The organism is Roseibium sp. Sym1 (assembly GCF_027359675.1).
In the GTDB taxonomy this organism is placed as follows: domain Bacteria; phylum Pseudomonadota; class Alphaproteobacteria; order Rhizobiales; family Stappiaceae; genus Roseibium.
The window spans coordinates 704,989-724,267 of sequence record NZ_CP114786.1; the positions used below are offsets into that span (position 1 = coordinate 704,989).

A 19,279-nucleotide genomic window follows, 5' to 3' on the forward strand; every position below is an offset into this window, starting at 1 on the left:
GGAAACAAAAGGGCGGCCATTGGCCGCCCCTTTCAATTGATTTTCCGGATTTCTATTCCGCCGCGGCCTGCTCCCGGGCCGGGCCGATGCGGGCGGCGCAGAACTTGAATTCGGGGATCTTGCCGAACGGGTCGAGCTGCGGGTTGGTCAGATAGTTCGCCGGGGCTTCGAAGAAGCAGAACGGGATGAACATCATGCCTGTCGACACATCCCGGTCGGCGCGCAGGGTCAGCGTGATTGCGCCGCGGCGGGTTTCCACCGTGACCTGCTGGCCGATCTCGAGTCCCTGCAGCTTGATGTCGCGCGGGTTCATGGAGACGACCGGTTCCGGCTCGATGGCGTTGAGCACTTCCGCGCGCCGTGTCATGGCGCCGGTATGCCAGTGCTCCAGCATGCGGCCGGTGGTCAGCACCATCGGGTAGTCCGCGTCCGGGGTCTCGTTCGGCGGCACAAGGTCCGTCGGAACGATCTTGCCGCGGCCGTCGGCAGTCGGGAAGGACTGGCCGAACAGGATCTCGTTGCCGGGCTTGTCCGGCGCGTCGGCCGGATAGGTGACCGTGCCGTCGCGTTCCAGGCGCTCCCAGGAAATGTTGTTGAGCGAGGCCATGTGCGAGCACATTTCCTCGTAGATCTCCGGAACATCCCCATAGGTCCAGTCAAGGCCCAGGCGGTTGGCCATCTCGATCAGGATCTGCCAGTCGGCGCGGGCTTCTCCCGGCATCGGCACGCAGGGACGGCCGATCTGGACCTGGCGGTTGGTGTTGGTGAAGGTGCCTAGCTTTTCCGCATGGGCGGAGGCCGGAAGGATAACGTCGGCGTGCCAGGCGGTTTCGGTCAGGAAGATGTCCTGCACCACCAGGTGTTTCAGGCTCGCCAGCGCCTTGCGGGCGTGGTTCTGGTCCGGATCCGACATGGCCGGGTTCTCGCCCTGGACATACATCGCCTCGATGCCGCCTGCGAGAATGTCGTCCATGATCTCGACCACGGTCAGGCCGCGCACCGGGTCGAGCGTGCGGCCCCAGGCGTCCTCGTATTCGGCCCGGATGTCCGGGTTTTCCACGGAGCGGTAATCCGGAAACACCATCGGAATGAGACCCGCATCGGAGGCGCCCTGGACGTTGTTCTGGCCGCGCAGCGGATGCAGGCCCGTGCCCGGCCGGCCGATCTGGCCGGTGGTCAGCGCCATGGCGATCAGGCAGCGCACATTGTCGGTGCCGTGGACGTGCTGGGAGACGCCCATGCCCCAGAAGATGATCGACTTCTGGCTGGTGGCGTAGAGCCTCGCGACCTCGCGCAGGGTCTGAGCCTCGATGCCGCAGACCGGTTCCATCGCTTCCGGCGTGAAGTCCTTGATCTTTTCCTTGAGCGCCTCGAAGCCGTCGACATGGGCCGCTATATACTGGCTGTCATAGAGCTCCTCGGTGATGATCACGTTGAGGATCGCGTTCAGCATGGCCACATCCGTGCCCGGCTTGAACTTGAGGCCGTATTCGGCGTAGCGCATCAGGTCCTGGCCGCGCGGGTCCATGACGATCAGCTTGGTGCCCTTCTTGGCCGCCTGCTTGATATAGGTGGCCGCGACCGGGTGGTTCTGCGCCGGGCGCGCGCCGATGACGATCATGCAGTCGGCGTCCCCGGCGGCGTTGAACGGTGCCGTCACGGCGCCCGAGCCGATGCCTTCCATCAGGGCGGCGACGGACGAGGCGTGGCAGAGCCGGGTGCAGTGGTCGACATTGTTGGTCTGGAAGCCCTGGCGGATCAGCTTCTGGAACAGATAGGCCTCTTCATTGGAGCCTTTCGCCGAGCCGAACCCGGCAATGCCGGCACCGCCCTTGGCGTCGAACGAGGCTTTCAGGCCGGAGGCGGCCCTGTCCAGCGCCTCTTCCCAGGTCGCCTCGCGGAAATAATCGAGGTAGTTGCCGCGGGTCATGGAAATGTCGCCGCCCTTGGGCGCATCGTCCCGGCGGATCAGCGGCTTTGTCAGGCGCTCCGGGCTGGAGACATAGTCGAAGCCGAAGCGGCCCTTGACGCAGAGCCGGTTCTCGTTGGCCGGACCGTTGCGGCCTTCGACACTGACGATCTTGCCGTCCTTGACCGAGACGGAGGTCAGGCAGCCGACCCCGCAGAAGGGGCAGACGCTGTCGACGGTTTCCTCGGCAAAGATCTCGCGTTTGCTGGCGGTCTCGTCCAAGAGGCTCTTTTCCATCAGCGCACCGGTCGGACAGGCGGAGACGCATTCGCCGCAGGCAACGCAGGTGGACAGGCCCATCGGATCGGCGAGGTCGAAGACCGGTATCGTGTGCGAGCCGCGGTCGGCCATGCCGATGACGTCATTGACCTGGACTTCACGGCAGGCGCGTTCGCACAGGTTGCAGGCGATACAGGCGTCCAGATTGACAGCGATCGCCGGGTGGGAAATGTCCTGGGGCGTTTTCTCGCACGGCGCGAAGCGGCTGGAGGTCACGCCGACGGTGTCGGACCATTTCCAGAAGTCGCTTTCGGGGTCCGGGTGATGGTCGCGCGAGGGCTGGTCGGAGGCCAGCAGTTCGAACACCATCTCGCGGGCTTTTGAAGCGCGCTCGGATGCGGTGTTGACAACCATGCCTTCAGATGGCGTGCGAATGCAGGACGCGGCGAGCACACGCTCGCCCTCGATGTCGACCATGCAGGCGCGGCAATTGCCGTCGGAGCGGTAGCCCGGTGCGTCCTTGTGGCAGAGATGCGGAATGGCGGTGCCTTCACGCTTGGCCACCTGCCAGATGGTTTCGCCTTCATCGGCGGTGACGTTCCTGCCGTCGAGAGAGAAGGTGATCCGGCTCATTTCTCGAACTCCTCCGGGAAGAATTTCAGAACGGAAGCGACCGGGTTGCTGGCCGCCTGGCCAAGGCCGCAAATGGAGGCGGAACGCATGACCGCATCGAGATCGGCAATCTTCTGCCGGTCCCAGTCGCCCTCCGCGAGCATGTGTTCCATCTTTTCCGTACCCGAGCGGCAGGGCGTGCACTGGCCGCAGCTTTCATGCTTGAAGAAACGCATCAGGTTGAGCGCCACGTCGCGCATGTCGTCCTGATCGGAGAAGACCACGATGGCGTGGCTGCCGATGAAACAGCCATGCTTGTCAAGCGTGCCGAAATCGAGCGGTTCGTCGGCGAGCGAGGCCGGCAGGATGCCGCCGGAGGCGCCGCCGGGCAGATAGCCCTTGAAGCTGTGACCGTCCTCCATGCCGCCGCAGAACTCCTCGAGCAGCTCGTTCATGGTGATGCCGGCGGGCGCCAGCTTGACGCCCGGCTCCCTGACGCGGCCGGAGACCGAGAACGAGCGGAAGCCCTTCTTGTCGCGCCGGCCCTGGGCAGCGAACCATTCCGGGCCCTTCTCGACGATGTCGCGGATCCAGTAGAGCGTCTCGATATTGTGGTTGAGGGTCGGGCGGCCGAACAGGCCCACCTGGGCAATGAAGGGCGGACGGTGGCGCGGCAGGCCGCGCTTGCCTTCGATCGACTCGATCATCGCGCTTTCCTCGCCGCAGATATAGGCGCCCGCGCCGCGGCGCAGCTCGATGTCGATGGTTGTGATGATGCCGGCGGCACGCAACGCGTCGATTTCGGTCTTCAGGATCTCCAGGACCGCCGGGTATTCGTCGCGCATATAGAGATAGACGCGCTCGGCGGAGATCGCGTGGGCGGCAATCAGCGCGCCCTCCAGCAACCGGTGCGGATCGCGTTCCAGGTGATAGCGGTCCTTGAAGGTGCCCGGCTCGCCCTCGTCGCCGTTGATGGTCAGGTATTTCGGACCGGGCAGGTCGTTGACGATCTTCCACTTGGTGCCGGTCGGAAAGCCTGCTCCGCCGAGGCCGCGCAGGCCGGCCTCGAGAGCCTTGTCGGCGATCGCCGCGGCGTCCAGTTCACCCGCACGTACACGCTCAAGCAGCTTGTAGCCGCCCTTGGCCCGGTAGGCGTCCAGCTTGGTGTAATCCGGGACCTCCGCAGCGGTTTCGCCCTCGAACAGCACCGCGCGCACGGAGAGTTCGGATGCGTTGTCGACGGCCCGCTTGCCGACCTGAACGGCCGGAGCGCCGGCGCAGCGGCCGATGCAGGGCACCTTCTGGATACGCACCTTCGCCGGATCGACGCCGCCTTCAAGCGCGGTCGCCAGCGCATCGGCGCCCTTCAGCGCGCAGGCGACGCTGTCGCAGACGCGGATGGTCAGCGGTGCCGGTTTCGCTTCGCCTTCCCGGACAATGTCAAAATGGTGATAGAAGCTGGCGACCTCGTAGATCTCTGCCTGGGACAGTTTCATTTCGTCGGCCAGCGCCTTCAGGTGGCGCGCTTCCAGGCAGCCGAAAGCATCCTGGATCTTGTGCAGGTGTTCGATCAGCAGATCGCGGCGACGCGGTTCGTCACCCAGCAGGGCCTGCACCTCTGCCAGTGCAGCATCTTCCAACTGACGCCCTTTTGGCTGGGACGGCTTGCGTGATAGCCCCTTGCCGAAAGACATTGGCGTTCCTCCCGAATCCTCTGGAGCGCGTCAATTTTGTCGCGTCCGCGCTCGCTCATGCCGACAGCGGAATCAGGCGGTATTTTTTCCGCCCGGATCCGCAAGTTGGCGCGATCGTAGCGACGCGGATCGGGGCTGTCTGTTTGAAAAACGACAACCGATCCTCAAATGCTGACGCATTTGGCAACGTCGCCGGCAGGATAGCAGGCCTGGAAAACTTATGCAGTGAGATGCGAAAATGCAGCGACAACCCGTTCATAAACGGGACGCTTGAAAGGTACGATCAGCTCCGGCAGGCAGTCGGCCCTTTCCCAGCGCCAGGCACTGAATTCGGCGGTATGGCCGTCCGGCGGGGTCAGGATGTCGATTTCCTCTTCCGGCCCGTCGAACCTGTAGGCGACCCAACGTTGCGCCTGTCCGCGATACTTGCCCTTGCGCGACGTCTTCACGACTTCTTCGGGATAGTCGTAGGCGAACCATTCCGGCGCTTCTTCCAGAAGTGTCACGGACCTGATCGAGGTTTCCTCGTAGAGTTCCCGGCGAGCGGCGGGCTCCGGCGCCTCGCCCTTGTCGATGCCTCCCTGGGGCATCTGCCAGCTGTATTCGTAGTTTGATGACCGGCTGCCGTCATCCCGGCTGCCGATCCAGACAAGGCCTTCCTTGTTGATCAGCATGATGCCGACACAGGGGCGGTAGGGAAGCCCCTGCGACGGCACCGGAAAACCAGGGCCAAGTTCACGCTTCGTCACGGCTGCACCTACTTGAAGAAAAACTGACTATCGGTCGATCGTCGCGCTGACGGGAACCAGCTGAAGACCGCGCTCTTCCAGATCCTGTACCCATTTTTCCAGCTGGCGTACAGTCACCGGCAGCGCCGAGCCGGCGGCAACAGCCACACCCCGGGACCGCGCGACCCCTTCCAGCTGCAGCAGCTTGGCATCAATGCTGTCTTCCCTCGGCACTTCATCCAGCACCACGTCGACACCGCTGAACGGAATGCGTTTCTCGGCGGCAACCTCGGCAGAGATGCTGCGCGAGGACGTGCCGTTGTCGACGAGCATCAAACCGCGTTCCTTCAATTTCTCCACCAGGTATTCCATCGACGGCTTGGTGGAGGTGAACCTTGCGCCCATCTCCGGGATCGTGCCGACATAGTTGGTGGCCCGGGTCAGCAGAAAGGCGAGCCTGTCCAGCATTTCGTTGGGCCGGAGGCTGACCAGTAGCGTGTGCGGCCCCGGATCGTTGTCCGGAAAGTCGAACGGTTCCAGCGGCAGCTGCAGAAGAAGCTCGTGCCCCTTGGTGCGCGCCTGCTGCATCCAAAGGTCCAGGTCCTCTCCATAAGGAGCGAGCGCGAAAGTCACGTCCGACGGCAACCGGTCGATGGCGTTCTGCGTGCCGGCCTCGCTGAGACCGAGGCCGCTGACTATGACGGCAATCTTTGGGATCGACGTGAATTCACGCATGATCGGACGGGAATAGGCGTCCAGGGGCCGGACCCCGGCATCGCTTATCTTGGGCAGGAAACCGTAGTCGGAGCGCTCGCTCACCCTGCTGTCCGGGTTGATCGACAGACTGGTCACGGGCTCGTCGGGCCCCAGTCCATCCGGGCGGTTGACCATGTCGTAGCGCGGCCCCAGCAGGTCGTCCGCGCTTTCCGGACGGAGGTTGGGCCCGAGATCGTCACCGATGCCCGGCCGGATTTCCACCACCTCGATGTCCTGGGAAGTGACCCCCTCAACAATCGCGTCGAGCGGCAACACCGCAACCGGCTCGCCGCCCAGGGGATCATTGACGACCGCGATCCAGACCAGCGTCGTCGTCACGATCACGCTCAGGATGCCGACACCGATCAGACCGAACGGCAGCCTGACGAGCCGCCGTTTGCCCATTCCTAGGGGAGCTGAGAGATCTTCGCTCGACATTACCGTCCTGAGCCTTTTGGCCGACCCCGGGCCGGCAACTTCTTTGTTATCGGAATACGCAGAACGAAATCGAAAGAACGGGACGCGCCGGCGAACCGGCGCGTCCGGATATCATCAGTTCTTGACAGCCGCGCTGTCGGAGACCGGCGGGAAGGCACTGTTGACCTGTACGCCGCGCAGAAGGTCCAGGGCCAGCTTCAGCTGGGTGTCGTCCTTCGGATCCGGCGGCACATAGGCCTGGCTGCCTGATTCCTCTTCACCATCGGCTTCCAGGTGGCCCCGCAGCCCGGCCTCGCCCTTGGTATCGACGCGGCCGACCAGCTCTTCGGGCAGGTCCTGCAGCGACTCGATGTCCGGCACGATGCCTTTGGCCTGGATGGAGGTCCCGGACGGGGTGTAGTACCGCGCCGTGGTCAGGCGGATGGCACCGTTGGCCCCCAGCGGAATGATGGTCTGAACAGACCCCTTGCCGAAGGACCGCGTGCCGAGGATGGTGGCACGGCGGTGATCCTGAAGAGCGCCGGCAACGATTTCCGACGCGGAGGCGGAGCCACCGTTCACCAGAATGATCACGGGCTTGCCATCAGTCAGGTCACCGGCCCGGGCATTGTAGCGCTGGGTCTCGTCGGCTTCCCGGCCGCGGGTCGAAACGATCTCGCCGCGGTCAAGGAAGGCATCGGAAACCGCGATGGCTTGGTCCAGAAGACCGCCCGGATTGTTGCGCAGGTCGATGATGAAGCCCTTGATCTTGTCTTCACCGATCTCGGCGGTCATTTCCTCGATGCCGTCTTTCAGGCCGTCGAAGGTCTGCTCGTTGAACTGGGTCACGCGGACATATCCGACATCCTCTTCCTCGCGCCAGCGCACGGAACGGATGCGAATGATGTCGCGGGTGATCGTGATGTCGAACGGCTCGACCCGGCCCTTGCGGCGGACAGTCACCACGATATCGGTGTTGACGGGGCCGCGCATCTTTTCAACGGCTTCGTTCAGGGTCAGGCCCTGGACCTGTTCGCCGTCGATATAGGTGATCAGGTCGCCTGCGAGCACACCGGCCTTGGCAGCGGGAGTGTCGTCGATGGGCGAGACGACCTTGACGAGGCCCTCTTCCATGGTGACCTCGATGCCGAGGCCGCCGAATTCGCCGCGGGTCTGCACCTGCATGTCACGGAAGCTTTTCGGCGACATGTAGCTTGAATGCGGATCCAGGGAGGTCAGCATGCCGTTGATGGCGCTCTCGATCAGCTGCGCGTCATCAGGCACTTCCACGTAGTCAGAGCGAACACGCTCGAACACGTCGCCGAAGAGATTCAGCTGCCGATAGGTGTCCGTCGCCGCAGCATTGGCTGCCACCGAAACATTGATCGGCATCTGGGACAGGGTTGTGATTGCCGCTGCTCCCATCAGAGCACCCACAAGCAGCAAGGAAGTTTTCCGTATCATCCGCGAGCCTTTTCTTCTTCTGTGCGCGCCCACCAGGGAGTGGGATCGATCGCACGGCCGTCCTTCCGAAATTCAACATACAGGATCGGCTGGGTCGATCCCAAGCCGAATGTTGAAGCGCTCGCCCATTGGGTTGCGCCCATCACACCAACCGGTTCCCCGGTCAAAACAAATTGCCCCAGTTCCGCATCGATCCGGTCGAGGCCGGCCAGGAGCACATGGTAGCCGTCGCCCGTATTCAGGATCAAGAGCTGTCCGAACGAACGGAACGGCCCTGAATACACCACCCAGCCGTCCGCCGGCGAAGTGACATTAGAACCCGGCCTTGTGGCAATAGATTGTCCTTCCGTCACACCGCCGAATTCATCGTCCTCGCCAAAATCCTTGAGCAGCGTGCCTGCAACAGGTTGCGGCAACTGGCCGCGGGTTTCCTGGAACGGCACGGCCGGCGCCAGCCGGCCGGGATCGGCGAACGGATCAAAGTCGCGTTTGCTCCGCCGTTTGGCGTCCAGGGAAGCCTGACGGGATTTCTCTGCCGCCTCGCGCGCGCTCTCGATCTCCTCCTCCAGGCTGGCGATCAGCTCCTGCAGCGAACCGGCTTTTTCCGCCAGGGCCGCCGCGCGATCCTTTTCCTCCTGGAGCACCCGAACCGATTTCTGATGTTCCTGCCTTTTTGCGCTCAGCAGAAGCTCAAGGCGGGACTTTTCCTCAGCCAATCGCATCGCATCGCCGCGAAGACGTTTTTTTTCCTCGGCAATGACCGCCTTCAGCCGGTGCAACTCTTCCAGATCGTCCGCCAGCGCCTCGGTTTCCACCTTCAGCTCCGGCATCACCGCGTTCAGGAGAATCGCGCTGCGCACGGCGGACAGGGCATCGCTCGGGCGCACCGCCAGGGCGGGAGGCGGCCGTTTGCCGATCCGCTGCAGTGCCGCGAGCACCTCCGCCAGCACATCCCGCCGCGCGATCAGGGACAACCGCACGGCGTCCTCGTTCTCGCCCAGCGCGCCGAGGCGGCGCTCGGTATCACTCAGCTTGGTTTCCAGCCCCTTGATCGTGTCGGACGTGCTGATGATCTTAGCGTTCAGCGTCTCGCGGTCCCGGTCAAGGGACCGGATCTCCCGCGCGATCGCGGCCTGCCGGTCGGTCGAGATCTCGATGTTGCGCGACAGGGCCGCCAGTTCCTGTTCCCGCGCCTTCTTGCGTTCGAGCGCAGCACTGACCTCCGGTGAGGCCGCCGGCTGTTCGGGTGGCTTTTCATCAAGGCTCTCGGCCGCCAGCACTGGCTGCGCCGCCAACAGAATGCCCAAGCAGAGACCCCTCAAGAGCGGCTGCCGGGGCCGCCGCCTCTCAAGTCCAGGACGCGCAGTTTCGGTGCGATCCGGTGTCAACCTGCCTAAGCTCCCAAAGGTTATTCTTATCTTGCGATACACAGTCTGCGTTAACGAACCGTTTACCCTGATGACCTGATCGTTAACCTCACGCTCCCACACGCGTACCGCCTTGCGACGTAACCTCTCGTTCCGGTAACTGATCACCGATACGTTCCGAATGCGGCGAGATACGGGCAGTTTGCTGAAATCCGGCCATTTTCAAAGTTAAAATTCGTTCACTTTGCCCTTGCAGCGTACGGCGCCCCGTCTCACGCGCTTCACATTTCCGTCAGCCGCCGTAATGCCTGTAGACAAGATCCTGTGGGCCAGGACGCGGCGCACCGGGGTCCAGGACGGCGCCCAGCTTCCTTGCCAGGCGTGCCGAACGGTGATTGTCCGCGTCCATGTAGCTGACCAGCTCCGGCAGGTTCCGGATGTCTTTTGCCCAATCCCGGAAGGCGGAGGCGGCCTCGAAGGCATAGCCCTTGCCCTCGGCGTCCTCGTAGACGAACCAGCCAAGCTCGTGTTCCGGGAACAGCGGCCCGTGATTGATGCCGACCTGGCCGAGACAGCGGCCGGTCTCACGCTCATCGAACATCAACGCACCATGATCCATCAGCGACCATTGGGCCACGTCCCGGCAGAACATGCCCCAGGCGGCGCTTTCATCGTGCGGGCCGCCCATGAAGCGAGAGCGAGAGGAGCGCATGAGGTCCAGGTAGGCAGGCCAATCGTCCATGCGCATCGGCCGCAGGGTCAGCCGCTCGGTTTCAAGTGTCGGTGCCACGGTGGTCTCGTTTTGGCTGGAACGGCAATGTCAGACCCGGTGATAGGGGTGACCGGACTGGATGGTCATGGCCCGGTAGATCTGCTCGGCCAGCAGGATCCGGGCAATCTGGTGCGGCCAGGTCATGGCACCGAGCGCCAGTTTCAGGTCGGCGCGGGCAAGCACCTCCGGACCGTGGCCGTCGGCACCGCCGATGGCGAACACGACTTCCGGCACGCCTTCGTCCTTCCAGGACTCGAGTTTCCGGCTGAACGCCGGACTGGTCAGGTTCTTGCCGTTCTCGTCCAGCACCACCAGACGGGCACCGGCGGAAAGGGCCGCCAGGATTCCCCGGGCCTCGTCCGCCTTGCGGTCGTCGGCGCGCTGCGCGCGGCTTTCCGTCATTTCGTTGAGGCCGACCTCTGTGATTCCGAGCCCGCGCCCGGTCTTGCGGGCACGGTCCATGTAGCGGTCGAAGAGGTCTTTTTCCGCACCGGTCTTCATCCGGCCAATGCAGAAGAGCGTAAAGCGCATGAATTCCCTGCCGGATCCTTATCCGGTGAAATATCTGCCTGTCGGCGGCTAAGGTCCCGGTTTCAGGACCTCATGACCGGCTCAGCCGATATATTGCGGAGCGTCGTCCGTTTCCGGTGCCCACATCTTTTCCAGATTGTAGAAACCGCGTACTTCCGGACGGAAAATGTGAACGATCACATCGCCCGCATCAATCAGCACCCAATCACAGGTCGCCAGACCTTCAACCGTTGCCTTGCCGGCTCCGGCCGATTTCAGATCCTTCAGCAAATGGTCCGCAATCGCGCCCACATGACGATGGGAGCGCCCGGACACGATCACCATGTGATCGGCCAGCGAACTTTTTCCTGTGATGTCGAGAGTAACCGGGTCCTCAGCTTTGGAGTCGTCAAGACTGGAGAGGACCGTGTCGAGGAGGTCTGCCGCAAGATCTGTGCTTACGGAAGCCGTCATAGGAGAGGACATGTCTGTCCGCCCACTTTCAAAGGTCATGGTCAGGTGTTGTGCCTTTCGCCGTTTGTGCCGTCCCGCGCCCAACGTCGTCACGAACAGGAGTGTTGGACTTCGTGCGTCACCCGTTTTGGATGCAGGACCGGTTGACCGTACCTCGGCCGCGCTCGCCGCGACCATGCTCATAATACCGCTTCCCCTTTGGCATTTTCAAGACACGCCGGAATTCTCGGTAAATCTGCGGATCACCGGGATTGGCCGCGCCGCAGCTCGGTGGACGAGGTCCGGTCGAGCGGCGTGTGCAAAAATGTCCAGATCGGAGCCTTCATGTCCGGCAGAAGCGCGGCGTCTTCTTCGGGAAGTCTATGTTTTTCATACGCTTTGGCCATGGGCGAGGACAGGACCGACAGGGATGCACCCGGCCGGTCGACGATTGCGACCGGCACCGTGCGGACGATGGAGCGCCAATCCTGCCAGCGATGGAAGCCGGCCAAATTGTCAGCACCCATGACCCAAACGAATCGCACCGCAGGGCGCATGGCCTGGAGCGCCGACAGCGTCCTGGCCGTATAGGGCGTGCCCAGAACCTGTTCGAACGCGGTCACCTTCATGCGTGGATGATCGGCCAGCTCACTGGACAGACGCAGACGCCTTTCCAGCGGTGCCAGGTTCGAATGGCTCTTGAGTGGATTGCCGGGCGTGACCAGCCACCAGACCTGATCGAGCCCAAGCCGCTTCAACACGGTCAAGGCGACCGACCGGTGACCGGAATGCGGCGGATTGAACGACCCGCCGAACAGCCCGACGCGGTTGCCGGCCTCCACGTGAGGCAACTTCAACCAGTCGCTGCCGGGTGACATTCCCGGCATCAATGCACTCATGCCGGTTGCCTCACGGACGCGTCTGACCGGTGCCGTGCACCTTGTATTTGAAGCTGGTCAGCTGTTCGACGCCGACCGGGCCGCGGGCATGCATGCGGCCGGTGGCGATTCCGATTTCCGCGCCCATGCCGAACTCGCCGCCATCGGCGAACTGTGTCGAGGCATTGTGCAGCACGATCGCCGAATCGACCTCGGCCTGGAACCGGTCCGCGGCCGCCTGGTCCTCGGTCACGATGCAGTCGGTGTGGCTGGAGCCGTAGGTGGCGATATGCTCCATCGCCGCGTCGAGGTCCGGCACCACTTTCACCGACAGGATCTTGTCGAGATATTCGGTCGACCAGTCGTCCTCGCTGGCGGGCACGATGTTCTCGCAGATGTCGCGCACACGCGCGCCACCCCGGATCTCGCAGCCCTGATCCTGCAGCGCTTTGACGATCACCGGCAGATGGCTCAGGGCGACGTCCTCGTGCACCAGCAGGGTTTCCAGCGCGCCGCAAATGCCGGTACGGCGCAGTTTTGAATTGACGACAATGTCGACGGATTTCTGAAGATCCGCCGCCTTGTCGACAAAGATATGCACCAGGCCTTCCAGGTGGGCGAAGACCGGCACGCGCGCTTCGCTCTGAACCCGCTCCACCAGGCTGCGGCCACCACGCGGCACGATCACGTCGAGGTTTCCGTTCAGACCGCGCAGCATCTCGCCGACGGCGGCGCGGTCCGTCACCGGCACGATCTGGATGGCATCTTCGGGCAGGCCGGCTGCGGCAAGGCCCTTCTGCAGGGCCTTATGGATCGCCCGATTGGACTGGATGGTATCGGAGCCGCCGCGCAGAACCACCGCGTTACCCGCTTTCAGGCACAGAGCCCCGGCATCGGCGGTGACATTGGGGCGGCTTTCATAGATGACGCCGATGACGCCGAGCGGCGTGCGCACGCGCTCTATTCTGAGCCCGTTGGGCCGTTCCCAGGCAGCGATCACGCTGCCGACCGGATCGTCCAGAGCGACAATATCCTCAAGGGCCCTGGCGATCGCCTCGATCCGTTCTTCGGTGAGCGTGCCGCGATCCAGGAAGGCTGCCGTCTGGCCGTTGGCCGTCATGGTGTCGACATCGATCCGGTTGCCGGCAAGGATCTCGGGCGTTGCCGCGCGCACGGCCGCCGCCATCTCGCGCAGGGCCCGGTCTTTCTGCTCTGCTGGCGCCGTGGCAAGGACCCGGCCCGCAGCGCGGGCGCGCTGCCCGATCTCCGCCATCAGTTCCTCGGTTGTCTTCGCCTCGACGACGTCCAGCATCTCTTCCAACTCCTCATGCGCGGCCGGTGTCCGGGCCGCCTTTCACTCAATCTTTTAGCCGCTTCCGTTCAAAAAGGCATCCTCAAGGACGAGGTCGTCCCGGTGGATCATCTCCGCCCGGCCCGGATAGCCGACGATGGCCTCGATCTCACGGCTGTTTCGCCCGGCGATCAGCTGTGCCTCGTCGGCATCATAGGCGATCAGCCCGCGGCCGATGGTCCGGCCCGTCCTGTCCGCCAACATGACGGCATCGCCCCGGCCAAACGTGCCGGACACTTCAGCAACACCGGCAGGCAGAAGGCTCTTGCCGGACAACATTGCCCTGACGGCACCGTCGTCCAGCGTGATTGTACCGCGCGGTTCCAGGTGCCCACCGATCCAGGCCTTGCGCGCGCTGGCCGGTGAATTCAGCGCCGGAAACCAGGTGCCGCGCGCGCCGTCCTGCAACCGCTGCAGCGGATTGAGCTCCTTGCCCGAAGTGATCACCATGGAGGTTCCGGCGGACGTTGCGATCTTGCCGGCATCGATCTTGGTCTTCATGCCGCCGCGCGACAGTTCAGACCCGGCGCTGCCGGCCATCGCCTCGATCTCGGCGGTGATCCGGGGCACTTCCGGCAGGAACACGGCCTCCGGGTTCAGCGCCGGCGGCGCGGTGTAGAGCCCGTCAATATCGGAGAGCAGCACCAGGCAGTCGGCGCTCGCCATGGTCGCCACGCGGGCGGCCAGGCGATCGTTGTCGCCATAGCGGATTTCGGACGTGGCAACGGAATCGTTTTCGTTGATGATCGGCACCGCGCCCAGCTTCAACAGCGTGCCGATGGTGGCGCGGGCATTGAGATAGCGCCGGCGTTCCTCGGTGTCGCCGAGCGTCAGCAGGATCTGTCCGGCCTTCATGCCATGGGTGCCGAGCGCATCGGCATAGGCCTGGGCGAGTGCAATCTGCCCGGCCGCGGCGGCCGCCTGGCTTTCTTCGAGCTTCAGCGGGCCTCTGGGCAGGCCGAGGATGCCTCGGCCAAGCGCGATCGACCCGGAGGAGACCAGCAGCACTTCCGCGCCTGTTTTGGCCAGGCCGACAACATCGCAGACGAGCGCGTCCAGCCAGGCGCGCTTCAGCTCGCCATCGCCAACCAGCAGAGCGGATCCGATCTTGACGACGATCCGGCTGTAACTCTTCAGGCTACGGGACATCAGGGGTGCCAGCCCTCCTGCTCGGGCGCCGGCACCTGGTTGGCCGCGTCTTCCTTGTCCTTGTCGATGGCACGCACGATCATGCGCAGCGCCCGGTCGACATTCTGCCCGCTGGCCGAGGACAAGATCAGCGGCTTCTGGCCGCACGCCGCCTCCAGGCTGGCCGCCTTCTCGGCGATCAGTTCCTCGTTGAGCGCATCGCATTTGGAAAGCGCCACGATTTCCGGCTTGTCGGTCAGTCCCGCGCCATAGGCTTCCAGCTCACCGCGTACGACCCGGTAGGCTTCGCCCGGGTCTTCTTCTCCCGAGCCATCGACCAGGTGCAGCAGCACGCGGGTGCGCTCCACATGGCCCAGGAACCGGTCGCCAAGACCGGTGCCCTCGTGAGCGCCCTCGATCAGGCCCGGAATATCGGCCATGGCAAAGCTGTTGCCGTCGATCTGGACAATCCCGAGATTGGGATGAAGCGTGGTGAAGGGATAATCGGCGATCTTCGGTTTTGCGGCCGAAACCGTCGCCAGGAAGGTCGACTTGCCGGCATTGGGCAGGCCGACCAGGCCGGCATCGGCGATCAGCTTCAGCCGCAGCCAGATCCATTTCTCCTCGCCTTCAAGGCCCGGGTTGGCCCGGCGCGGCGCCTGGTTGACCGAGGACTTGAAATGGGCATTGCCGAAACCGCCATTGCCGCCCCTGAGCAGCGTCACCTTCTGGCCAAGCTCCGTGAGGTCGGCAATCAGGGTCTCGTTGTCTTCCTCGAAGATCTGGGTACCCACCGGCACTTTCAGCACAACGTCGCCGCCATGGGCGCCCGTGCGGTTGCGGCCCATGCCGTGAATGCCGGTCTCGGCCTTGAAATGCTGCTTGTAACGGTAGTCGATCAGCGTGTTGAGACCGTCGACGCATTCGATGACGACATCGCCGCCCTTGCCGCCGTCACCGCCGTCGGGCCCACCGTATTCGATGTATTTCTCGCGCCGGAACGACACGCAGCCCGCGCCGCCATTGCCGGAGCGCACGTAAATCTTGGCCTGATCGAGGAATTTCATTGTTGTTCTCTTTATCTTGTCCTGCTGTCAGGCCTCGACCCACGCGGTCAGTGGCCGTTCAGAAATTCGGTTCGTGTGACTTCCATGCGCAGCGCGGGCACGGTGGCGCCTCTTGAGACGCTCGTGCAACCGACTTCGCCGACCCGACGGAAGCCGAGTTTTTCCAGCACCTTGAGGGACCCGGCATTTTCCGTCATGGCCTCTCCGGCAAGGCGCTCATGTCCCGTGTGCCTGAAAAGCCAGGCCACCGCCGCCGCGACCGCCTCGCTCATAAATCCCCTGCCCCAGTAGGGCCGCCCCAGCCAATAGCCGATCTTCGGGGTCTCCCGCAACGTCTTGAAACCGATGGCTCCGATCATTTGGCCGTCATGGTCAATATGGAAGCCGAGTTCATCCGCTTCCTCGATGTTGCGCCAGCGTTCCACGGACAGCGACAGATAGCTCCGGCCAGCTTCATGATCATAGGGGTAAGGTATCCGCGACAGCATCTTAACGACTTCATAGTCAGCCAACAATTCCACGCAGTTGTCCAGGTCCTCCGGGCGGGGTGCCCGGAGAACCAGCCGTTCGGTTTGGATCACCGGCGTACTCATGCCGCTTCCTTCCGTGCCTCGAAGTCTTTCCGTTCCAGACGCACGACGACATTGGAGACACGCCGGTCAAGCGCCTTCGAGAAGCGCTCGGTCATCGAATAGGGCTTGAACCCCATCTTGCGCAGCAAGCCGCGGGAACGAAAATTCTCCTCAAAGGCCCGCGCCGCGATCGCATCCGTCCGGAAGGCGTCAAAAGCCCAGGCGAGCGTCGCTTCCACGGCCTCGCTGGCATAGCCATGGCCCTGGAAGGCGCGGCCCAGCCAGTAGCCGAGGGTCGGCAGATCGGACAGGTCTTCCAGATCGCCCGGAGGCTCGACGGCGACGACGCCGATGAACACCCCGCCGAGCGTGACCGCGAACAGCGCCTCGGTCTTGAGCGGATCCTTGCCGACAACCGTCTTCAGGAAGGCTTCGGCCGCGCCGTCCTCATAGGGCCAGGTGAAGGAGGTCATCCAGCGGGCAACCTCGAAATCCCTGCCCGCGAGGGCGACGATGGCCTCGGCGTCGCTCATGGCGATCGGCCGAAGGACCAGACGGCGGGTTTTCAGTTCCGGCAACATGCTCATCGTCCCTGCCCCCATCCCTTCAACGATTTCCAGATGGCGCGTTCCAGCGTGTAGCGCTCGATCGGCACCGAGCCGCCCGCGCCGAGCGAGCGGATCATCGCTTGGTCGCGGTACTGGAACCCGGACTTGACCAGCACCCGGCGCGAGGCCGGATTGGTGACCCGGCAGGATCCCTGCAGCTCGTCAATATCGTGATAGGTGAAGGCATGGTCGACCAGCGCATGGACGGCCTCCGTGGCAAGGCCCTGCCCCCAGAAGGGTTCGCCCAGCCAGTAGCCGACATGGACCGGCCCGTCCGCGTCGACGGGCGCATATTTCGCGACGCCGATCAGGCGCCCGGTGCTTTTCATGCGGATGGCAAAAAGAGCGGATTTCTCGCGGGTCTGGTCGCCCCGTGCAATCAGGGCACGGCCGTTTTCCGCCGAGAACGGATGCGGCATCGCGGCGAGGTTCGCCGCCACGGTCTTGTTGTTGGCCAAGAACACCAGGTCGGCCAGATCGTCCGCCCGCGGCTTGTCGAGCCGCACACGAACCGCTTCCTGCGGCAACGGGGCCGCGATCAAACTGCTCTCGTCTAGTAAGTCATCCCTTTCAACAACCATCTTTTCCTCCGGTCAAAACAAATCAAGGGGGAGATGGCGCCCCATCTCCCCCTTGGAATTCTGACTGGCCGGTTGTTGGCCTCATCTCGAATTGCCGGGGTCTTGTGGGACGCCGGCGTTTCGAAACTTCACGTCGGCTTTACTCCGCTGCTTCCGCTACCGGGAGCACATTGATGTAGGTTCGCTTGTTGGCCTTGGCCTGGAACTCCACCTTGCCTTCCACGGTCGCGAAAATGGTATGGTCCTTGCCCATACCAACGCCGGTGCCCGGGTGCCACTGAGTGCCGCGCTGACGTGCGATGATGTTGCCGGGAATCACAGCTTCCCCGCCGAATTTCTTGATGCCGAGACGGCGGCCGGCTGAGTCGCGGCCGTTGCGGGATGAACCGCCTGCCTTTTTATGTGCCATCGTGAGAACTCCTCGTTCTTCGAATTCTTAAACCTAACAGTACCTGAAACGGCGGCTTACTTGCCGGCCAGTTCCTTGGCCTGTTCAACCCAGTTGCCGCGCTCGAACTTGCCTTTGAGGCCAGTCTCTTCCTCAACGCGGGTGACGTCGTCAGCGGTCATGGCTGCGATCTGAGCGAAGGTGGTGATGCCCGCCTCGTTCAGTTTCTTCACAGCTGCCGGGCCGGCGCCGTCCAGTTTCTTCAGGTCGTCACCACCTGCTGCGGCTTCTGCAGCGGCGGGTGCGGCCTCAGCGGCTTCCTCGGCCTTCGGCGCAGCCTTTTTCGGCGCTGCCTTCTTGGCCGGCTTGGCCCCACCGGTCAGGATGTCGGTCACCTTGACGAGGGTGAAGGACTGACGGTGGCCGTTGCGGCGGCGGGAATTCTGACGCCGGCGCTTCTTGAAAATGATGACCTTGCGGTTACGGCCCTGCTCGACCACTTCCGCAACAACGCTGGCACCTTCAACGGTCGGCGCGCCAACGGTGGTGTCGGTGCCGTTGCCAACCATGAGCACTTCGTCAAAGGTGACGGAGCTGCCGGCTTCGGCGTCCAGTTTTTCGACCCTCAGGAGGTCGTCTGCGGCGACGGTGTACTGCTTGCCGCCGGTCTTGATCACTGCGAACATGTCTCGCACGTCCTTCTTTTCGTTTTTGACATACCGGCGACGGGCGGGTAGCACCGCAACCGGCTGTTTTCCAGGTCGAACGCGAGGCGCCTGTCTCTCCGGATGAACCGGCTGACAGGTCTTTGTGACGGGGTTGAGCGTGAAGCTTTTAAAGCCCGGCAGGCCTGGAACGACAAACAAAACCCGAAAAAGCGAACCTTTTCGAGCCCGCGCAATATAGTCGGCCAGCTTCGGATGTCAAACGGAAATCTGCCCGGAACGCCGGAAACGGCTTGTTTTTGAATCTGTTGCGCCAAACTCAAGAGGGCATGCCACCCGCTCCCGGGTTTCCGGATCCCCGGCAAATTTCCGTTGTTGCAAGGCACTTGGCGGCATGGCGCTCGAACCGGGCGACCGGTCGCGAAAACATACCGCCCCAACACAGGGTAGAAAATCGCGACCGGCGACCGCTCCTTGCCGGTCGCAGGCGACCGGCTTTCCGGGTGGCCCGTACCGGGTTGGAAATGCGCGCCAGCGCCCCAAATCCACAAGCCGCAAAATTCCTCAAATCCGGTCTTGCGATACCCGCACACTCTGTCTATGTTCCGCGCCACTTGAGACCCGTTTATCTCAATGTGCCGCGGAGAGGTGCCGGAGTGGTCGAACGGGGCGGTCTCGAAAACCGTTGAGCGCGCAAGCGTTCCGAGGGTTCGAATCCCTCTCTCTCCGCCATTTTTCTTGATAAGTTATTGAATTTTAAGCGCTAATTTTTGGGGTGAATTTTCAGACCATCATTCAGCCCATCAGAGCGGTGATCTTTCCACAAATTGTCCCGATTGATTTCAATCTGCATAAAATCCGTTGCAACTCAGATCATCCCCGCTTAGCGTTTGCAAAGTGAGTTGTGACCGAGAGCTTCTCCTCCTTTTCACTCCGAACCTAAAGCGCAGGACGTGCTTGCTCATCCAACCGACCCGATTGACGGGCCAATGTGGAGGCATGGATGTCCAGGCGACAGCAGCGCGATCTTTTTTCCCACACATCAGATACTCAGAACCACTCGCCGCAACAGCAAGGCAG

18 protein-coding genes and 1 tRNA gene are annotated in these 19,279 nt (G+C 63.2%); 1 reads left to right on the forward strand and 18 read right to left on the reverse strand.

The window, feature by feature from the left end; translation table 11 throughout:
* Window positions 1-52: 52 nt before the first annotated feature.
* The 18 genes from fdhF to O6760_RS03310 all read right to left on the reverse strand — a co-directional run bounded on the left by fdhF (window position 53) and on the right by O6760_RS03310 (window position 18,220).
* The gene (gene fdhF, locus O6760_RS03225) at window positions 53-2,821 is read right to left on the reverse strand and encodes a formate dehydrogenase subunit alpha (RefSeq protein ID WP_269584046.1); all 2,769 of its coding nucleotides are present in this window, start codon (window positions 2,819-2,821) and stop codon (window positions 53-55) included.
* Complete coding sequence (locus O6760_RS03230; RefSeq protein WP_269584047.1) at window positions 2,818-4,494, reverse strand: NAD(P)H-dependent oxidoreductase subunit E; 1,677 nt, start codon at window positions 4,492-4,494, stop codon at window positions 2,818-2,820. Before O6760_RS03230 ends, fdhF begins: the two co-directional genes overlap by 4 nt.
* Before the next feature lie 218 nt (window positions 4,495-4,712).
* On the reverse strand, window positions 4,713-5,168 hold the full coding sequence (locus O6760_RS03235) for an RNA pyrophosphohydrolase (RefSeq protein ID WP_269586209.1): 456 nt from the start codon (window positions 5,166-5,168) through the stop codon (window positions 4,713-4,715).
* Between the two features lie 102 nt (window positions 5,169-5,270).
* Window positions 5,271-6,416: a divergent polysaccharide deacetylase family protein gene (locus tag O6760_RS03240; RefSeq protein WP_269584048.1), complete on the reverse strand. Its 1,146-nt coding sequence runs from the start codon at window positions 6,414-6,416 to the stop codon at window positions 5,271-5,273.
* Between the two features lie 114 nt (window positions 6,417-6,530).
* The gene (locus O6760_RS03245) at window positions 6,531-7,859 is read right to left on the reverse strand and encodes a S41 family peptidase (RefSeq protein ID WP_269584049.1); all 1,329 of its coding nucleotides are present in this window, start codon (window positions 7,857-7,859) and stop codon (window positions 6,531-6,533) included.
* Window positions 7,856-9,394: a murein hydrolase activator EnvC family protein gene (locus O6760_RS03250; RefSeq protein ID WP_269584050.1), complete on the reverse strand. Its 1,539-nt coding sequence runs from the start codon at window positions 9,392-9,394 to the stop codon at window positions 7,856-7,858. The genes O6760_RS03245 and O6760_RS03250 overlap by 4 nt, the downstream gene beginning before the upstream one ends.
* Window positions 9,395-9,518: 124 nt before the next feature.
* The gene (locus O6760_RS03255; RefSeq protein WP_269586210.1) at window positions 9,519-9,974 is read right to left on the reverse strand and encodes a GNAT family N-acetyltransferase; all 456 of its coding nucleotides are present in this window, start codon (window positions 9,972-9,974) and stop codon (window positions 9,519-9,521) included.
* A gap of 72 nt (window positions 9,975-10,046) precedes the next feature.
* Window positions 10,047-10,529, reverse strand: coding sequence for a 23S rRNA (pseudouridine(1915)-N(3))-methyltransferase RlmH (rlmH, locus tag O6760_RS03260; protein WP_269584051.1), 483 nt, complete (start codon window positions 10,527-10,529; stop codon window positions 10,047-10,049).
* Window positions 10,530-10,610: 81 nt separating this feature from the next.
* Window positions 10,611-10,994, reverse strand: coding sequence for a ribosome silencing factor (rsfS, locus tag O6760_RS03265; protein ID WP_269584052.1), 384 nt, complete (start codon window positions 10,992-10,994; stop codon window positions 10,611-10,613).
* 230 nt (window positions 10,995-11,224) lie between these two features.
* On the reverse strand, window positions 11,225-11,860 hold the full coding sequence (locus O6760_RS03270; RefSeq protein WP_269584053.1) for a nicotinate-nucleotide adenylyltransferase: 636 nt from the start codon (window positions 11,858-11,860) through the stop codon (window positions 11,225-11,227).
* Between the two features lie 10 nt (window positions 11,861-11,870).
* Window positions 11,871-13,151: a glutamate-5-semialdehyde dehydrogenase gene (locus O6760_RS03275; protein ID WP_269584054.1), complete on the reverse strand. Its 1,281-nt coding sequence runs from the start codon at window positions 13,149-13,151 to the stop codon at window positions 11,871-11,873.
* Window positions 13,152-13,205: 54 nt separating this feature from the next.
* A complete protein-coding gene (gene proB, locus O6760_RS03280) occupies window positions 13,206-14,339 on the reverse strand; it encodes a glutamate 5-kinase (protein WP_269584055.1) in 1,134 nt (377 codons plus the stop codon).
* Entirely contained in the window at window positions 14,339-15,385 is a 1,047-nt protein-coding gene (gene obgE, locus O6760_RS03285; RefSeq protein ID WP_269584056.1) for a GTPase ObgE, read from the reverse strand. Before obgE ends, proB begins: the two co-directional genes overlap by 1 nt.
* 47 nt (window positions 15,386-15,432) lie before the next feature.
* Window positions 15,433-15,978, reverse strand: a complete 546-nt coding sequence (locus O6760_RS03290) for a GNAT family N-acetyltransferase (RefSeq protein ID WP_269584057.1) — start codon at window positions 15,976-15,978, stop codon at window positions 15,433-15,435.
* Window positions 15,975-16,544, reverse strand: a complete 570-nt coding sequence (locus O6760_RS03295; protein ID WP_269584058.1) for a GNAT family N-acetyltransferase — start codon at window positions 16,542-16,544, stop codon at window positions 15,975-15,977. Before O6760_RS03295 ends, O6760_RS03290 begins: the two co-directional genes overlap by 4 nt.
* The gene (locus O6760_RS03300) at window positions 16,541-17,146 is read right to left on the reverse strand and encodes a GNAT family N-acetyltransferase (RefSeq protein ID WP_269584059.1); all 606 of its coding nucleotides are present in this window, start codon (window positions 17,144-17,146) and stop codon (window positions 16,541-16,543) included. Before O6760_RS03300 ends, O6760_RS03295 begins: the two co-directional genes overlap by 4 nt.
* Window positions 17,147-17,285: 139 nt before the next feature.
* Window positions 17,286-17,555: a 50S ribosomal protein L27 gene (gene rpmA, locus O6760_RS03305; protein WP_269584060.1), complete on the reverse strand. Its 270-nt coding sequence runs from the start codon at window positions 17,553-17,555 to the stop codon at window positions 17,286-17,288.
* Window positions 17,556-17,611: 56 nt separating this feature from the next.
* Complete coding sequence (locus tag O6760_RS03310) at window positions 17,612-18,220, reverse strand: 50S ribosomal protein L21 (protein WP_269584061.1); 609 nt, start codon at window positions 18,218-18,220, stop codon at window positions 17,612-17,614.
* Between the two features lie 621 nt (window positions 18,221-18,841).
* On the opposite strand from O6760_RS03310, the gene O6760_RS03315 reads away from it, so the two are divergent.
* Window positions 18,842-18,931 (forward strand) — tRNA-Ser (locus O6760_RS03315).
* Window positions 18,932-19,279 lie beyond the last annotated feature (348 nt).